Here is a 15,955-nt window from a genome sequence, read left to right as displayed (position 1 = left end):
TGCTTCTGATAATCAATTTAGTAGCATGAAAACACTAACAGCCGTAACCGGGGGCATTGTCGGTTTATATGGTATTCTCACCATTTATTTAGTCGTCGTGGGCAACGGCTCCAATAGTGATCCGGCGGGTAGAGGTATGATTGGCGGAATTGCTGTTCTTCTGCTTCTTTTCGCTGGCCTGCTGGCCTTTCTTAACCTGCGTGATTCGAGAATTGCTATCATCTCCGCTACGCTCATTGGTGGCTTGCCGCTGTTGCTGTTCGGAAAAAACCTTTTGAATGACATAACCGCTTCGGACCAAAGTGAGGAAGAATATGTAGCTACCGCTGTTGAGGAGGCTCCCGATACAGACTCCACAGCCGTTACACAAACCGTACTGGATTTTTTGCACTGGTATAAAGCCAACTTACAATCAATCAGCCAAATCGACCTGGTGAATCAACAACCCGGCGAGAATTATTCGGTAAACGCCCGCAATTCCGACCGCTACCTTACGTATCTGAAAACTAGTGAGTTGTTAACAGAAAACTACATCAACGAATGGCGAACATTCTTCCAGGATCGTCAGGCGGGTTTTCTGGCAACCCCTCAGCAGGAAGGTCTGCCTACCGGGTTCGATTACGATCTGGTGATGCTTACGCAGAACATTGATATGCTGATGGATTCGCTGGAAACGGTAAAAGTCAACTCTGTGCAGACTGGCCAGAACCAGGCGTCTGTACAGTTTTTTCTGCTCGAAGAGTACGAGTTCCGGCTGGTAAAAGAGCACGACCGATGGCTTATTAATGAAATTCTGAACCTCAGCGCCGAATAAATTTACTACGTTGATAATCAGCAAGTTTTTGCGTTATTTCAACCATGCAGACCTTCTTTTTTCTATCCCTGATACTTTCTGCCGTTTTTGTGACAGGACACGCCTTTTCGGAAACGCCCCAACAGGCGCTTAATCACTACGTAGCGTTTCTGAATCAATCGGTTAGTGAGGTAACCAGTCGTTTACAGCAAATTCAGGCCTACCATGCGGATATGGTGGCGTATCAGTCTTCTGGGCGGATTCCACCGCGTACGCCGTTGTCAGGCACATTGGAAGGGTATTATTACGAAAAAGCCTTACATACGGATGGACTGACCAATGCCGAGGAGCAGCGTTTGAAAACCGGCGCACAGGCACTCTGGCAACTGCTGAACAGAATCGACCAAAGCGTTAAAACCCTGGAAACCTATAATAAGCTCAAGGATTACGAACGCGATGATTTCAAGCAGGCAAACACGCTCATTATTAACCTGAAAGATCAATTTGACCAGTTTAGTCAGGATAAGAATACACTCTACAAGCAGATTCAGCGCATTTATCATCGCTATCAACCCTACCGACCGGAAAATGCCTATCTGTATACCGAAAAGGAAATGGAGCAGGTGCTGGTCAGTCAGCAGCAGGTGTTTGATACGTTACGGTATTATCTGAACGAAGCGAGCCCGTCCAATTGGCCCGTAGAATTTATTCAGCAAAGCGTTCTGGCGGATGAAAAAGCCCTGACCAACTTCGGGCAAGGGAAAGCCCATGTCGAGTATCCGGCTTCCGACATGATCGGCACCTTCAGAACGGCACTTCAGAACATCCAGACGCTAAAAAGGCAGGCTGTTGATAATTATACGTTTGCTGCCCGTAAGTCGGCCCAGCACAGCAACGAGTTTTACCAGTCTTTTCTGAATCACTACAATAATGATTTGCTCAGTTGGTATCAGCAATTTGTCAAATACAGCGTGTCGGCTAAGCAGTTACTGGACTACCCGAAGTTCGCACCTGTTTTTGCTATTGACGCCCCTCAGGTAGCGGTTCAGCAAGCCAGATCAGCACAACCTTTTCGGGATGTTCCGCCCGCTAATTTCACGGTAAAACCAGCCGATGCTCCAGCCAGTACCGCTACGTTTCAGGCCTTGACAGCTTATATCGATTTCATCAATGAGTCGCTGCGTCAGCTAAACAAATTACAGGTGCTGATACGTAATTACCAGTCATCGGCGGAGTATTACCGCGATCCGACACGTAACGGTCGAAGAAGCAACCTTACGTATTCGCACGAAGAATATAAAGTTCCTCTTTCCGAGCATCAGCTTCTGACCATGATGAGCCAGCATATTCCGCAGCCGTACCGCGCTTCCATTAACGGTCAGGCAGATGTACTACTCGCGATGCTGAAGGAGATGGACGCGCTGAGTATTGAACTGATTGCCTATACCGCCGACAAGCAATACGAACAGGACCATTTGAAACGCTCTGACGCCATTCTGGACCGATATGCGTATCTATTTGATACGTTCGATCAGAAAAAGGAACGGCTTTATACTGATGTTCGGCGTGTTCATGAAAGCTATCCAGCCCGGCAACCGTCCGACTCCTGGAACGTAGCCGGGAAAGCACTACTCGATGTGATGGACGAGAATAAAGCCATTTTGTTTGGGGTAAGAGATTACCTTATGCATAAGAGCGCTACGCTGCCTGCCGTTGATAAATTGAGAGCCGACGCCCGTACGCTGCTTGTCAATGAGCATCAGAATCTGAATGGTCTGAAACGCCTGGGACGTAGCAACGGACTATGCCCCTACTCGCCTTATGAGGATATTGCAGACCAGTCCATAAAACTGGCAGACATGGCCGCTCGTTCGTCAGGCCAATCGTATGATTCATTTTATTACGCCTATAACGAACTGGTACGCCAATACAACAAGTTCAGTGAGCTGGCGAAAGAAGGGCTGTTGAAAACGATTAACGAGCCTACTTTTTTCACGTTCCAGCGGTATGCCCCAGTGGCATCGTCCTCAATCGCATCCGCTAAACCAACTGAACGCAATCCGATCAGTAAGGCTCAGCCAGCTCCTGCTACGTCTGCACAGCGCTCTCAACCTGAAAACGTAACGCCCCCCATTCTCAACGGCAAAACCGTTGTTCAGCATGACACCGTATACGTTGAGCGAAACAAAGTGGACACGGTTTACGTCAATCAATCCGGTCGGCAGGAAGTGGCCCCGTCGCTGAAAGGATTTGCTCCGAACAACATGGTGCTACTCCTGGACGTATCGGCGTCGATGGACTCACCGTATAAATTGCCTTTACTAAAAAAGTCGATCAAATCACTTCTGACACTGTTACGTTCTGAGGATCAAATCTCGGTTGTCATTTATTCGGGGAAAGCGCGAGTCGCCCTGAAACCGACGTCAGGCAATCAGGCGAACGAAATTGCCCAGGCAATTGATCAGTTGCAGTCGGATGGCGATACAGATGGCAATGGAGGCATTCGATTAGCGTATAAACTGGCCGACAAACATTACATCCGGGCAGGCAACAACCGCATTGTTTTGGCAACGGATGGTGAATTTCCAGTCAGTGACGATACGTATCAACTCGTTCGAGACGCCAGCGGACAGGATGTTTTTCTAACCATTTTCACGTTTGGCCGGAAGGAAATCAACAGCCAGCAATTGAAAAAACTGGCTCAGTTGGGGAAAGGTACATACACGCACATAACACCTGAAAACGCCAGCCAGCAGTTAATTCTGGAAGCTCAGGCTAAAAAATTACCGTAATCCCTACCGAACATTTATAGCAGCTAACTGACCGGCCATCTCAGCTTGCAACGCTTTCGCTTCGTCTCTGGCCCGTTCGGCAAAATCAGTGCCGTTCGATGCATACAGAATACTACGCGACGCATTCACCAGAAGGCCGCCTTTGTCGGTTAATCCACGACGGGATACCTCCTCCAGACTGCCGCCCTGTGCACCAACTCCCGGAACGAGCAGAAAATTATCCGGAGCCAGTTCCCGAATTCGACTTATCTCGGCGGCTTGCGTGGCCCCCACCACAAACATCAGTTGATCAGGGCTAGCCCAGGTTTGGGCTGTCGTAATGACCATCTCGAAAAGCTCCTGCTCATTAACTGGTTGTCGCTGAAAATCAGCACTGCCGGGATTCGATGTTAAGGCCAACAGAATTACCCACTTACCGGCATATTCCAGAAAGGGCGTCACGGAATCATGACCCATGTAAGGCGCTACCGTAACGGAATCAAACGAAAGTCCAGCGGCTGACGGATCAAAAAATGTGCGGGCGTAGAGTCCGGACGTATTACCAATATCGCCCCGTTTGGCATCGGCAATGGTAAAGCAATTCTTCGGAATGTATTCGAGCGTTTTCTGCAGGCTTTCCCAACCGCGTGGCCCCTGTGCTTCGTAGAAGGCAATGTTGGGTTTGTAAGCGACGGCCAGGTCAGCCGTTGCATCGATAATGGCTTTGTTAAAGGCAAAAACCGGATCTGATTCTGTTAGTAAATGAGCTGGCAATTTGCGCGGATCGGTGTCCAGACCTACACATAAATAAGATTGTTTCTGAAAAATCTGCTCGCTTAATTCCGAATGCGTCATGCTAAGTTACCGAATCATCGAATAAAATGATTTGCCAAAAGTACGACTTACGGAGCCGGTTTCATAAATTTGCCGGGAAGAGTAAACTATTCGTACGAAACAACCTTACTTATGCAAGTTCGGCAAACAGCCATTGAGGGCCTTATAGAGCTTATTCCACGTATCTTCGAAGACGAGCGCGGTCACTTCTTTGAATCGTACAATAAACCCCTATTCGCATCGCTGGGCTTGCCAATGGACTTTGTGCAGGACAATCAATCCTTTTCGGTAAAGGGTGTTCTGCGTGGTCTCCATATGCAAAATGCACCGTTTGCCCAGGGGAAACTGGTGCGGGTCATAACCGGTCAGGTACTGGACGTTGCCGTTGACTTACGCCCTGATTCTCCTACGTTCGGCCAGTATGAAACGTTTCTGCTGGATGCTCGCCTGTCCAATATGGCTTATATTCCTGAAGGGTTCGCCCACGGCTTTGTAGCGCTGGAAGACAGCATTTTTAGTTATAAATGCACCAACGTATATAACAAAGCTTCCGAATCAGGTATTCGCTGGGACGATCCCGATCTGAATATCAATTGGGGCATCGGCAATCCTATCGTTTCTGAAAAAGATCAGGAATTAAAATTTCTGCGGGAAGTTTTACCGCAGCCAACAGTTTAGTGAGAAATAAGGAGAAAAAACGAAAGGATACCGTAGCGCTACGGTATCCTTTCGTTTTTTCTCCTTATTTCTCATACATTTCTTCCATCACCTTCCGGCCTACTTTACGAGCCGAAAGCGGATTCTGCCCCGTGACCAGGCGTTCGTCAACTTCTATGTAAGGTAGAAAGGGAATCATTCCTTTGCTATATAGCGCATTTTTCTGCCGGAGTGCATCTTCCAGTAAAAAAGGAACTTCATCATCCAGCCGCGCAAGTTTTTCTTCCATATTCGAAAAACCCGTTATCTGCCGGTTCGCAATCAGGTAAGACCCATCAGATAACGTTACGTTCAGCAACCCGCCAACGCCATGGCAAACCGCAGCGACCATCCCTCCCGATTCATAAATCTGCTGTATGATACGTTGCAATATGGGGTTATCCGGAAAATCCCACAGGGTGCCATGACCACCGGTTAAATACAGAATCTGGTAGTTTGTTGGATCGACATCTTCCAGACGTAGTGAATTCTCCAGCTTGGATCGGAAGGTAGGATCGTGATGCCACTTTTCATTTATAGTATCCCGACGATCTATACTTTTTTCATCAATCGGCACAAAACCACCTTTTGGGCTGGCTATATCGTAAGGCAGTTTCCGATCGGCCAGTTCATCGTAAAAGTGCGTAGCTTCACTAAGCCATAATCCGGTTTTGTGGGTTTTGGTCGGATAATCGGTATGATTAGTGCAAACGATCAGGGCGCGAAAAATAGGGTCCATACGAAAGCCAGTCTCAGATCAAGGCAAGCGGTTGTCGCTCAGGTTTTGTGGTACAACACGAAGATAAATGTTTTCAACAGACGGCTGTCGTCCTTCTCACATAAATACATCGACTCATTTCTTCGGCTTACTATCTCATTCGACATACCCCCCGGAAGAGATTAAACCTTCTCTTGCAAATACCATCCAATAAATAATTGGCATAAATAATTACGCACGAACTATAATTTGCCAAAGCACGCTATTGACCTGTGAAATAGTTTGTAATTATATTTGTTCACAAACCGTAACAAATAAACCGCCATGAAAATTGTAACCTATGAATCGCTGAAGGCCGAACATGCCTGGATGATTGTATCCGACCAACTTCAGCAACGTAACAACATGTTGGCCAAGGGTATTTCGCACATGGAACGCAGCCCTCAGGAATTGCCCATGGCAAGTCGGCTTATGATGTTACGTTATCACCTTAAAATGAGTGTCCGCCAGCTTACCCAGGACGCGCGCCGGAAGAACACGATGGAGTCTGTCAATCAGCTGGCCGAACAGTGGCAGCATGTTCACCAGTTGTTATTTCTACTCCGCCAAATCGACACTGAACTTGGCCGGGCCACCAGCGAAAATGAGACATTGCGTGTATGGCTGGAATCGCTCGAAGCCCGTGTGTACCGTTCAGCTTTGGTTCATTTGAATTAATCAGCGTCAAAAAATTACGTATATCCTACCATTGATTCATCTTGGCGATGTTATCATCCGATACGTCGCCAGATTGAATCAGCAGCCGATATCGGAACGTAACAGACTGGCCTGCAGGCAGCGTATAGTTCATAGCCGGCGCTTTACCACTGCTCATTACCGAAGCCCCCAACGGGTTGGCCGCATACAGCCCATAGCCACGGGCGTGCCAGTACGTTGGATACCCAACATTTTTGGGGTGGTCCATCAGAATGACCGACACGGGTTCGTTGCCTAGTTTGCCGGTCAGTTTCATCCATTTCGCACGGGTGCCCCAAACGGCATCCCCTTCAATGCCTTCGCTGCTGTGGTATAAACCCGTAACGCCTTCGTTGTTCATTGCGGGCACCTTCGTCGCTACGCCCTGAGCATCCGTAAATACTTCGGGCTTTGTAGAAGGCTGCTCAAGCTGACGAGCCATCCGTACCGCAATCATGCCTTCCTTATTGTCTTTAAAAACAACATCCTTGCCAGCAGCTTTCAGGGTTGTACTCCGGTCAATAATCCGATTATTGGCACCCGCCAGAAACTGATACGTAGTAGTTTCCTGAAGCATTACCTTGCCGTCTTTATCGAGCCAGTCGGACGTAACAACAAGCTCGCCCTGACCTTTTCCACTTTTCATGGATTTAACGCCCGTATGTACAATGGTTCCGAAAGGACCGGCATGACTGGGGCCGATATCGGTTGAGTTGTTCCAGAAATCATGGCCGTTCACATCGCCATAATTGAACCACATACCAACATGGTGCGGATGGTCGATACGTTCACCTGGTCGAGGGTCGAGCGGCCAGCCACGCGTAATGAAGTTCCCACCTGCCGACATAATCGGATAAAGCACCGGTTTTTTAAGCACAGTAGGCCCCGGATAAATATAGGCGGTGAACGGCTTCCCGTCAACGGTAACAGTGACTCGCTTTTGGGATTCATTATGGGCAACCTGAACCGTATTGGATTGGGCCTGAGTCGACAGAGATAAACCAGCTAACAGGAGGATAACAAGAAATTGGCGCATCAGAAAGAGCAGTTAACAGAAACAATAGTTTTGTGCAAGGCAAGTAAACAAATTGCCCCGACCTAGAAAAGCCGGGGCAGATGAAATGCTACTGAGCAATACGTTCTAAAAATACGGTTGTGCTTAATTTCCCAATAATATCTTGTTGGTCACATCCTGATCAATCGTAATATAGCCTGGGTAATTGATTGATTTATTACCCAGAGAAAGGGTCGGCTTAATCCGGATGGTCAATTTTGAAGGCTGTGTATTGGCGGCACCCGACATGTTTTGCACCAGTTGCGTGAACGCGTCGCGTGTTTTTGGGTCGGTAATTAACTGGTACGCATTCGTGTTTAACCGAATGGGAACCCGGGTTTTTCCTCCTGGCTGAACCTCGATACGTTGGTTCAGAAAGCCGTTAAATAACTCCTGTCCTGTCAGCAGAACCTTATATTCCAACTGATTGATACCAGCCAGCTTGCCCGTGGGGTTTGTAATGTCAAGATTAATGCGGGCATCTAACGGTACGTTACGTGTCAGCAGCCCTGTTGCCAACCGAGGAAAGCGGCCTAAATTTAAATCCTCCAGCTTACGAAACTCACGGATGTCGACCCCCGCCAGATAAATGCTGTCGGCAGAGGCAAGCGTATAGCGACAATCGCCCAGCGCCTTTGCCTGTGAGATCTGTTGATTGACACTGCACCGACTGAATAACAGTGGCAAAGCGAATAGTACTAGAATAAGTGTTTTTTTCATGATTGGTCGTAAATCGTTGCCCTATAAACCTTCGACAGCAGGCAATGGGTTTGGTTTAAAGTAGAATAATAGAGATTCTTTCTGATTCACCAGTTATAGACGCTGAACTCCCACTCAGGTCATTACGAATTTTCTATCTTTGTTGGAACATACTTTCCCCTATTTCATGGATAAGTTAACCGCCGACGACCTGATTTACGGGTACATCAACGGTATTTTCCCAATGGCCGATTCCGACGGTACGTTGTACTGGTATGCGCCTGACCCGCGTGCTATCATTCCGATTCATTCCTACAAGCCCGCCAAATCACTACGTCCGGTTCTAAACCGTAATCAGTTCGAAATACGTATCAATACAGCTTTTACGGAAGTCATGCGGAACTGCTCAAAACCGCGCTCTGATGATGATAGTGTGTGGATCTCAGACGAAATCATCGACGCTTACAGCGAATTGCATCGGATGGGCCTGGCGCACAGTGTAGAAACGTATATAGATGACAGACTAGTTGGGGGTTTGTATGGCGTTGCCCTGGGTGCCGCTTTTTTCGGCGAATCTATGTTTCATCATGTTGATAATGCGTCCAAAGTCGCCTTTCATTATTTAATTCTGATTCTTCGGCAACAGCGATTTACACTCCTTGATACGCAGTTTATCAATGACAACGTCCGGCGCTACGGAGCCATTGAAATTCCCAAAGCTGATTACCTGAAGCAACTCAAGGTTGCTCTTCGCCACAAAGCCAGTTTCGCCGAGCTTGTCAGGAGTGCGGAATAAACACAGCTTATTACGTAATTTTGCCGACTACAATCTGCTATTACGTTAATGTCCAAGCCTGTTCTTGTCCTTAAATTCGGTACTGCTTCCATCACCAAACCAACTGGCGAACCTAATGAGCCGATTATGGTCGATATTGCCCGACAGGTTGCTTCACTACACCCGCACTATCGAATTGTACTGGTTTCATCGGGGGCAGTAGGAGCAGGAAAGGCCCTGATTCGCGATTATAAAGGCGATATTACCCAGCGTAAAGCGGCCGCTGCGATCGGTAATTTATTATTGCTTAACCAGTATTCCCGCTTTTTCTCAATTTACGGTATTTCCATTGCGCAAAGCCTATGCGAACGCCACCACTTTGCCAATCGCGATCAGTTTCTGCAGCTCAAACAAACCTACGAAGAGTTGTGGGCAAACGACCTGATTCCGATTGCGAATGAAAACGACGTAGTGAGCAACCGCGAACTGAAGTTTTCGGATAACGACGAACTTGCTACGTTGATTGCGGTAGGTTTTGGCGCCCAGGCTATGATGCTATGCACCTCTGTCGGGGGGCTCCTGGACGCGAATGGTCAGATCATCCGGCAGGTTACCAACTTCGACGAACGTGTATTTGGTGTTGTTCGAACCGATAAATCCGCGTTGGGTTTGGGTGGAATGGCCTCTAAACTGACCTTCGCCAAATTAGCGACGCGCATGGGCATTCGAGTCGTCATTTTTGGCCTGAACGAACCCGACAGCCTTGCCAGGGCGTTGCGTGGCGAAACGGGCACCGAATTTTTGCCTCAATCCTCTACGTTATCGGCCCGGAACCGCTGGCTGGGGAGCGGAAGTCTGGTCGTCGGTCGGGTGCAGATTGATGCCGGAGCCGTACGTGCCTTACAGCTGCGTCGGAGCTTACTGGCCGTCGGTATTCGAGACGTACTGGGCGAGTTTTCGACGGGCGAAATGATTGAAATCCTGAACGAAAATCAGGAGCCGATCGCTGTTGCGCGGGTTCGGATTTCGTCCGATACGTTATTACAACAGCTTAATCAGCAAAATGTTGAGGTGGCGAATGCAAATGATATTGTACTTTTGTAATCATGACACCCATTACCCCTCTCCTCCAATCGGCACAACAAGCCGCGGCCGCTGTTCGTCGGTTGAGCCCTGACCAGAAAACGGATCTACTCAATCGTATGGCCGACGTATTGGCAGCCCACACAACTGATATTGTCGCAGAAAATCAGAAGGACCTTGACCGGATGCCCACATCCGACCCAAAATACGACCGGCTGAAACTAACCGAAAGCCGGATTGCTGATCTGGCCAAAAGCCTGCGCGACGTAGCGACGTTACCCGATCCGGCTGGCGAAGTAGTACTGGAGCGGACGATTGAACAGGGACTGAAACTCAAAAAGATTGCCGTACCGCTGGGTGTCGTTGGCGTCATTTATGAAGCCCGTCCGAACGTAACAGTCGACGTAGCATCGCTGTGTCTGCGTTCGGGCAATGCCTGCGTACTGAAAGGCGGCAAAGAAGCCGATGCCTCTAACCGGTATCTGGTGGGACTGATTCAGAGCGTACTGGAAGAATTTAACGTACCCAAGGCCGCCGCTACGTTGCTCCCCCCCGACCGGGCGGTTGTCAATGAATTGCTGACCGCTACCCGTTACGTCGATATCATTATTCCGCGCGGCTCTGATTCACTCATTCAGTTTGTTCGTAAAAATTCGCTGGTGCCTACTATTGAGACCGGCGCGGGTGTATGCCATGCGTATGTCGAAGCATCAGCCGATTTAGAGAAAGCCGTTGCCATTGTTGTGAATGCGCGCGTATCACGACCATCGGTCTGTAATTCGCTGGATTGTGTACTGGTCGATGAAGCCATTGCGCCACAGTTTCTGCCCATGCTGACAGCCGATTTCAACAAGTGGAATGTAGAGGTTTTTGCCGATGATACGTCCTTCGAAATCTTCCAGAAAGCGGGTTATACCAATCTGCAGCACGCTCAACCCGAAGATTTTGGCCGCGAATTTCTGGATTACAAATGCGCTGTAAAAGTTGTGAATGGGCTGGACGAAGCTTTGTCACATATCCAGGCGTATTCGTCGCGCCATTCGGAAGCGATTCTTTCTAATAATCAGTCTATCATTGATCAGTTTCTGCGCGAAGTAGATGCGGCTGCGGTTTACGCCAATGCTTCTACCCGTTTCACTGATGGTGGTGTATTTGGCCTGGGGGCTGAAATTGGCATCTCGACCCAAAAGCTACATGCTCGCGGACCTTTTGCACTGGAAAAGCTAGTGACTGAAAAATGGATCGTGGTGGGCGACGGGCAGGTGCGCTGGTAAGGTTTTAATCTTCTGAAACATCAGCCAGCCCGACCGAGCGTTTTCAAAAACCGCACGTACATGCTACGTACTAAATAATAGGCAAAGTGACCGTCTCTAACCAGTAGATACGTAGCATATCAAAATAGTTTATCCATTGCTCCATAGACATAGGCTTGGCAATAAACGAGTGAACGCCCAGCACATAGGCTTTCTGTACATCCTCCGCTGCCTGGTATGAACTAACCGCAATAACAGGAAGATATGGATAGGTTTGTCGAATGGTCGTTAGGAGTTGCCACCCGATTTCAGGCTTGGGCAAATAAATATCCAATAAAACAAGACGAATGCTAACAACTTCTTTTCTGGCGCTGGCTTGCAGGTAAGCTAATGCCTGATCGGCGGTTCGCACAAATATGGGTTTGGCCTGCGCAAAACGCTGCTCCAGTCCGTATCTGATCATTAGCTGATGCTCAGGATTGTCTTCAACAACGAGAATAGGGAATGAACGATCAGAATTGGTTGACGAATACGTAGTCGCTGCGGCCATAAACAGTAGTTACAAAACCAGATGGTAAATTTATAGTTAAAAGGTAATACCATTCACTTGTAGGACAACTCTTTGCTAACTAACTACACTGAATCAGTTTTGGAAAATACACCAACCTCTGAATCGCCTTTGGCAACGATTGCCGCCTATTTATTCACTAAGCGGGAAATTACTCTTAATAGCTGGTTCACGCGGGTTTGCAACGATCCGGCCTCCATAACGGCGGTTAATTTAACCCGTGAGGAATTCAATGATCAGGTACCAGCAATCCTGGAAATTCTGGATCAACGTTTACGACAGCAGCCTGACCAGGCCAATCCGCAACTAATGGCCCGTGAACATGGGGTGCACCGCTGGCATAAAGGCTATGGCCTAACTGAACTTCTTCTGGAGCTGGGGCATCTGCACACGATACTTGCCCATGAACTCGAACTTTACAGCACTGTTTATACCAACACAGAGGTGGCTGTTTTGTCTCGTGCGCATCGTCTGGTTAGCGAGCTTATGCATGAGGTTATTCAGGGTAGTGCGGCTCAGTACAACGAGCTACAACGGCAGGAGGCCACACAACGGGCCACCAATCTTCAGCAGGCGCTCCAGTCCCTGGGCGAGCTTACCCGACAGCGTGGCGAATTACTCAGAAGTGCCTCCCACGACCTGCGTAGCTATTTTTCTCTCATGCGCGGGGCGGCCTGGCTCCTGGATCAACCGGGTACAGCAGATGAACAGAAGCAATGGCGAGGCATGTGGCAGCGTAATCTGGATAGCGCTGCTACGTTGCTCACCAGGCTGATGGACTTAGCCAGGCTGGAAGCTGGTCAGGAAAGCTTGCATCTGGAATCGTTTGACGCAGGCGTACTGCTACGTCAGATTGCCGAAACGATCCGGCCAGTAGCCAAACAGCGGCAGATAACTTTCGACTGGGCGGGTCCTGAGTCTCTACCCACCGAAGGCGATTCCATTAAGGTTCAGCGAATTATACTAAACTTACTGGCGAATGCGCTTGCCCATACCCATAAAGGTTGGATTACGTTAAGCTGGAGTCGGGAAGATAACTTCCGTTGGATAGTCAGTATTCAGGATAGTGGACCCGGCTTATCGCCTGACCTCGTTGGCCAGTTAGCCCAATCGCTCACACCGACTGTCGATTCAGCGTCTGTTCTCCAGGTCACTCCATCCGACGACGCTTTGCAACTACCTGAGGAAACCATTTCTGCCAATTATGACCACCCGAAAGGCGAAGGTATTGGCTTATCAATCGTCAAACGGCTCTGCGAACTATTGCGAGCCAACATAGATATTGAAACTCGCCCCGGCGCCGGAACTTTATTCCGGGTTCGCTTCCCAATGCATTATAAAAGCGATTAGCCGATTATACTAAACTAGTAGCCATACCACTCGCCCCACCACTTCTGCAAACTGCGCCGAATTTCGGCTTCGCGGGCATTCTGGCCCGGTTCGTAGAGCTTGCGGCCTTTCAGATCATCGGGCAGAAAATTCTGCTGAGCAAAATTACCTTCATGCGAATGAGCGTATTGATAATCTTTGCCGTAGCCAATCTGCTTCATCAGTTTTGTCGGCGCGTTACGTAAGTGCAATGGAACGGGTAGATGCGCGGTTTGTTCGGCCAGCGCCAGCGCTTCGTCAATTGCTACGTAGCTGGCGTTGCTTTTAGGTGAAGTGGCCAGATAAACAGCTACCTGCGACAGAATGATACGTCCCTCCGGCATACCAATGGCTTTAATGGCCTGTACCGCTTCCGACGCCATAATCATCGCGGTTGGATTGGCATTACCAATATCTTCCGAGGCCATAATCAACATTCGTCGGGCAATAAAAACCGGATCTTCACCCGCCACAATCATGCGAGCCATCCAGTACAAAGCCGCGTTCGGATCGGAGCCACGTAGCGACTTAATGAATGCCGAGATAATATCGTAGTGTTGCTCACCCGATTTATCGTAACGAGCGATATTCTGTTGCGCTACCGTAATTACGCCTTCATCGGTAATCACCAACGGATCGGACGCTACGTGTGCCGAAGCTACCAGTTCTAACAGATTCAGGAGTTTTCGCCCATCTCCTCCCGACAGACGTAGCAGCGCATCGTACGACTCAACCGTGATCTTTTTCGATTGCAAAAACGCATCCTGGGCAATCGCCCGATCGACCAACTGAATCAGTTCTTCCCGACTGAGCGACTCCAGAATATACACCTGGCAACGCGACAGCAAGGCGCTGTTAACTTCAAACGATGGGTTCTCTGTGGTGGCCCCAATCAGCGTAATCTGTCCTCGCTCTACCGCGCCGAGCAACGCATCCTGCTGACTTTTGTTGAACCGATGAATCTCATCGATAAAAACCACCGGCGGAAACATGCCACTAGGACGGCTCAATACGTCCCGTATTTCCTTAACCCCTGAATTAATGGCACTTAGCGCAACAAAAGGCCGATTAACCGCTTCGGCAAGCAGCAGGGCCAGCGTTGTTTTTCCGACACCGGGCGGTCCCCACAAAATCATGGAAGGCAAACGCCCGGCATTGACAGCGCGACGTAGCGCACCCGCCGGACCAATAAGTTTTTGCTGACCAATTACGTCATCGAGGATACGCGGACGAACCCGCTCGGGCAATGGCGTTGAGTCTGTATTCATTCAGCGAAGTTACCTCAATAAGAGAAAAAGGAAAAGGACACTTCATAGAACCAGACATGAGCGTAGTGCAGTGCATGGCTCCCATAGCCAATCTAAAGAGTAATCAATAAGCCAACGGATGCGTAGTTGATCCAGGTGAAGTTATAAATATCCTCTACGTCGGCGCCACCCTCCACCACGCGATAGCCCGCTTTCAATCCAATTGCCCGGCTGATATGGTAAGCGCCACCGACGAAGACATCTTCTGCCCGACCAAAACGCGACCCTAATGCATCCCCCTCCAGCCAAATAGACCATCGCTCGCTCGGCTGATAGGCGGCATACAGATGAACCAGCGGTACAAACCCGATATTACTGTAGTCCGTCTGAACGGACTCGTTAGCGAACCGGATGTTGGCATCCCGAATTTTGGCGGTCAAACCCGCCCCTACCCGCCACCGGCTGCCCGTAATGAAATCGTAGCGATACGTTAGCCGGTAGGAGTTAAATTTATAATCAACAGTCAGTGGCCGGTTGGCTTCAAAGATTTGGTTGTTGTAGTTGACAGGCTGATCAAACGCTCCCTTATACTGCACGGTTAGAGGGGCATAGAGAACCGACAGGGTATGGCGATTAGCGAACGTATAGTTGAGCCGGGCGCGGTAAAATACCGTTGGATTGACGGTTAGATTGTCTGTCAGATTCACCAGAGTTCCTCCCTGATTAGGAATTCTAACCCGATTGTAATTCGTACCAACTACCAGTCCCGACTCCAGATCGAGTCGCCATTGTGCCTGTAGGGGAAGGCTGCTAAAACACGCGACCAGCGTGCAACACCAAACCAAAATCGATTTTAGCCTGCGTAATTGTCTGTTCATATCAATCAAACGACCCAACAGGTAAATGGTTTTGCCATTTCCTGCAGAACGAAATGAATCAGACACCCGGCAGGCAGTAACAAGACTTACGTAGTAGCGGTCATTATCAGCAAAATGCAGACGTCTATACTCTTTGCCCATAAAAAACCCGGCAGCTGTTGTGAGCATACCGGGTCTTCATTAAGGTTAGGAATAGTCAGCGTCAGAGCGACACATTTTCAAGCGTAACATAACGCTTGAGGTTGCTCATTGCACCGAAGATTAAATTGTAAACAGATTGGATATTGATTTGCATGAGGGCTGAAATCTCCTCGTTACTCATATTCTGAAAATACCGCAGGTGAACGGCTTCACGCTGACGGCGGGGTAGTTTGTCGAGAGCCTGGTGTAGGCATTCATTCATGTACGAGTCTTCTTCATGAGCAATCAGCAGATTCTCGTGCGATGGATCGGCTCCAGGAAGCATATCGCCGACTCGCCGAC

The 15,955-nt window shown here is 48.9% G+C and carries 16 protein-coding genes; 8 read left to right on the top strand and 8 right to left on the bottom strand.

The window, feature by feature from the left end:
- Both ACOJS8_RS19460 and ACOJS8_RS19455 read left to right on the top strand, forming a co-directional pair.
- Positions 1 to 814: hypothetical protein (locus tag ACOJS8_RS19460; RefSeq protein ID WP_420150214.1), on the top strand; the 814-nt coding region annotated here is incomplete at its 5' end.
- Positions 815 to 858: 44 nt separating this feature from the next.
- Positions 859 to 3,585: a vWA domain-containing protein gene (locus ACOJS8_RS19455; RefSeq protein ID WP_420150213.1), complete on the top strand. Its 2,727-nt coding sequence runs from the start codon at positions 859 to 861 to the stop codon at positions 3,583 to 3,585.
- Positions 3,586 to 3,588: 3 nt separating this feature from the next.
- On the opposite strand, the gene pyrF is transcribed toward ACOJS8_RS19455, so the two are convergent.
- A complete protein-coding gene (pyrF, locus tag ACOJS8_RS19450; protein ID WP_420150212.1) occupies positions 3,589 to 4,419 on the bottom strand; it encodes an orotidine-5'-phosphate decarboxylase in 831 nt (276 codons plus the stop codon).
- A 111-nt stretch (positions 4,420 to 4,530) separates the two neighbouring features.
- On the opposite strand from pyrF, the gene rfbC reads away from it, so the two are divergent.
- Positions 4,531 to 5,076 (top strand): dTDP-4-dehydrorhamnose 3,5-epimerase, encoded by a 546-nt coding sequence (gene rfbC, locus ACOJS8_RS19445; protein ID WP_420150211.1) that lies wholly within the window; start codon positions 4,531 to 4,533, stop codon positions 5,074 to 5,076.
- 64 nt (positions 5,077 to 5,140) lie between these two features.
- On the opposite strand, the gene ACOJS8_RS19440 is transcribed toward rfbC, so the two are convergent.
- On the bottom strand, positions 5,141 to 5,833 hold the full coding sequence (locus ACOJS8_RS19440; RefSeq protein ID WP_420150210.1) for a type 1 glutamine amidotransferase domain-containing protein: 693 nt from the start codon (positions 5,831 to 5,833) through the stop codon (positions 5,141 to 5,143).
- Positions 5,834 to 6,136: 303 nt separating this feature from the next.
- On the opposite strand from ACOJS8_RS19440, the gene ACOJS8_RS19435 reads away from it, so the two are divergent.
- Positions 6,137 to 6,529, top strand: coding sequence for a hypothetical protein (locus tag ACOJS8_RS19435; RefSeq protein ID WP_420150209.1), 393 nt, complete (start codon positions 6,137 to 6,139; stop codon positions 6,527 to 6,529).
- A 25-nt stretch (positions 6,530 to 6,554) separates the two neighbouring features.
- On the opposite strand, the gene ACOJS8_RS19430 is transcribed toward ACOJS8_RS19435, so the two are convergent.
- Together ACOJS8_RS19430 and ACOJS8_RS19425 are read right to left on the bottom strand one after the other, a co-directional pair.
- Entirely contained in the window at positions 6,555 to 7,583 is a 1,029-nt protein-coding gene (locus ACOJS8_RS19430) for a PmoA family protein (protein WP_420150208.1), read from the bottom strand.
- Between the two features lie 123 nt (positions 7,584 to 7,706).
- Positions 7,707 to 8,321 (bottom strand): hypothetical protein, encoded by a 615-nt coding sequence (locus ACOJS8_RS19425; protein WP_420150207.1) that lies wholly within the window; start codon positions 8,319 to 8,321, stop codon positions 7,707 to 7,709.
- Between the two features lie 166 nt (positions 8,322 to 8,487).
- Between ACOJS8_RS19425 and aat the strand changes: the two genes are divergently transcribed.
- From aat to ACOJS8_RS19410, 3 genes are read left to right on the top strand one after another with little or no spacing between them, the layout of a single operon-like run.
- Positions 8,488 to 9,096 (top strand): leucyl/phenylalanyl-tRNA--protein transferase, encoded by a 609-nt coding sequence (gene aat / locus ACOJS8_RS19420; protein ID WP_420150206.1) that lies wholly within the window; start codon positions 8,488 to 8,490, stop codon positions 9,094 to 9,096.
- 48 nt (positions 9,097 to 9,144) lie between these two features.
- On the top strand, positions 9,145 to 10,179 hold the full coding sequence (proB, locus tag ACOJS8_RS19415) for a glutamate 5-kinase (RefSeq protein WP_420150205.1): 1,035 nt from the start codon (positions 9,145 to 9,147) through the stop codon (positions 10,177 to 10,179).
- Between the two features lie 2 nt (positions 10,180 to 10,181).
- Positions 10,182 to 11,432: a glutamate-5-semialdehyde dehydrogenase gene (locus ACOJS8_RS19410; RefSeq protein WP_420150204.1), complete on the top strand. Its 1,251-nt coding sequence runs from the start codon at positions 10,182 to 10,184 to the stop codon at positions 11,430 to 11,432.
- Between the two features lie 70 nt (positions 11,433 to 11,502).
- On the opposite strand, the gene ACOJS8_RS19405 is transcribed toward ACOJS8_RS19410, so the two are convergent.
- Positions 11,503 to 11,961, bottom strand: coding sequence for a response regulator (locus ACOJS8_RS19405; protein WP_420150203.1), 459 nt, complete (start codon positions 11,959 to 11,961; stop codon positions 11,503 to 11,505).
- 99 nt (positions 11,962 to 12,060) lie between these two features.
- Here ACOJS8_RS19405 and ACOJS8_RS19400 point away from each other — a divergent pair, with 99 nt between their 5' ends.
- Entirely contained in the window at positions 12,061 to 13,329 is a 1,269-nt protein-coding gene (locus ACOJS8_RS19400) for a sensor histidine kinase (protein ID WP_420150202.1), read from the top strand.
- A gap of 14 nt (positions 13,330 to 13,343) precedes the next feature.
- Here ACOJS8_RS19400 and ACOJS8_RS19395 read toward each other — a convergent pair whose 3' ends face one another.
- The 3 genes from ACOJS8_RS19395 to ACOJS8_RS19385 all read right to left on the bottom strand — a co-directional run.
- Positions 13,344 to 14,615, bottom strand: a complete 1,272-nt coding sequence (locus ACOJS8_RS19395; protein WP_420150201.1) for a replication-associated recombination protein A — start codon at positions 14,613 to 14,615, stop codon at positions 13,344 to 13,346.
- A gap of 92 nt (positions 14,616 to 14,707) precedes the next feature.
- The gene (locus ACOJS8_RS19390; protein WP_420150200.1) at positions 14,708 to 15,640 is read right to left on the bottom strand and encodes a hypothetical protein; all 933 of its coding nucleotides are present in this window, start codon (positions 15,638 to 15,640) and stop codon (positions 14,708 to 14,710) included.
- Positions 15,641 to 15,674: 34 nt separating this feature from the next.
- A partial coding sequence (locus tag ACOJS8_RS19385) for an RNA polymerase sigma factor (protein ID WP_420150199.1) occupies positions 15,675 to 15,955 on the bottom strand: 281 nt, incomplete at its 5' end.

Source organism: Spirosoma sp. (assembly GCF_048594605.1).
GTDB lineage: Bacteria > Bacteroidota > Bacteroidia > Cytophagales > Spirosomataceae > Spirosoma.
The sequence above is the reverse complement of the archived record's forward strand: the minus strand, read 5'-3'. Positions and strand labels throughout refer to the sequence as shown.